The organism is Mycobacterium sp. IS-1556 (genome assembly GCF_001499985.1).
Lineage (GTDB): Bacteria > Actinomycetota > Actinomycetes > Mycobacteriales > Mycobacteriaceae > Mycobacterium.
On sequence record NZ_LQIM01000032.1, the window covers coordinates 1 to 1,298 of the forward strand.

2 protein-coding genes are annotated in these 1,298 nt (G+C 63.7%); both read left to right on the plus strand.

The features are described 5' to 3' along the window. The first annotated feature begins 108 nt into the window (after positions 1–108). Entirely contained in the window at positions 109–891 is a 783-nt protein-coding gene (locus tag AU187_RS25985) for a helix-turn-helix domain-containing protein (RefSeq protein WP_231740393.1), read from the plus strand. Further along, positions 884–1,276, plus strand: coding sequence for an integrase core domain-containing protein (locus AU187_RS25990; RefSeq protein WP_231740401.1), 393 nt, complete (start codon positions 884–886; stop codon positions 1,274–1,276). Before AU187_RS25985 ends, AU187_RS25990 begins: the two co-directional genes overlap by 8 nt. Positions 1,277–1,298 lie beyond the last annotated feature (22 nt).

Sequence of the window (1,298 nt, forward strand, 5' to 3'; positions counted from 1 at the left end):
CGCTCTGTTCTGTTTCGGGACATCGCTGACAGGTTGATGTCTCGGGACATCGCTGACACCTGAGTGGGGCTGCGGCCAGGATGGTCCATGGCCCAGAAGGTGACGGCGATGGATATTCGTGTTGCAGCTGCATATGCCGGGCCGATCGAGAATGTGTCGGCGTTCTGCCGTGATCAGCAGATCAGTCGGCAGACGTTCTACAAGTACCGACGCCAGTTTGGTGCCGAGGGTCTGGCTGGTCTTCAAGAACGGTCACGACGGCCGCACCACTCGCCCGGGCAGACCGCTGCGGCGGTCGAGGAATTGGTGCTGCGAAAACGCAAACAGCTGATCGAGGCCGGTCGTGATCATGGGCCGCAGTCGATCGTGTGGGCGCTGCAGCGCGAGGGCATGCCCGAGGTGCCCTCGCGCTCGACAGCGTGGCGAATTCTGACGCGCCACGGCGCGATCGTGCCGCAGCCCAAGAAACGACCGAAATCGGCGACTAAACGGTTCACCTTCAGCCGCCCCAATGAGTGTTGGCAGTCCGACTGGACGGGGTGGCATTTGGCCGACGGCGCCCCGGTGGCCATCGCCGGCACCCTTGATGATCACTCCCGCTACCTGCCCGCTCTGCGGGCCGGGCCCGGTGACGCCACCGGCGAGTTGGTGTGGTCGGTGATGGTGGCCGGCATTGTCGAGTGCGGGATCCCGGCAATGTCGTTGACCGACAACGGATTTGTTTACACCGGCAAGTGGCGTGGGTTCGAGGCCACCTTCGAGGCCAACCTGCGCGCGCTGGGCACGGTGACCATCAACTCGACACCGTTTCACCCGCAGACCTGCGGCAAGGCTCTGGCAGACACTGAAGAAATGGCTGCGCACCCACGATGCGCCAACCACCATCGATGAGCTCAACGCGCTACTGGAACAGTTCCGCAATTACTACAACCATCACCGCCCGCACCGGGCACTGCGCGGGGCCACCCCGGCCGAGACCTTCCACGCCACCCACAAGGCCCGCCCCGCCGACCGGCCGTTGCCGCAGCCCGTCTTCGTCAACCGTCAGGTCGTCAGCGCCGGTTCAGGCAATCTCACCGTCGGGCCCTACATTGTCAACGTCGGACGCCGATGGAGCGGACACGCCTGCGACACCATTTGCGATGGCACCCACATCGTCATCTTCAGCGGCACCACACTCGTGCGTGAACTCACCGCCAACCCCAACCGCCGATACCAAAACGGTCACCGAAAACCCGGAACACACGGCAAACGCGAACCCAAACCAGCACCATGACTGTCAACGATGTCCCGAGACA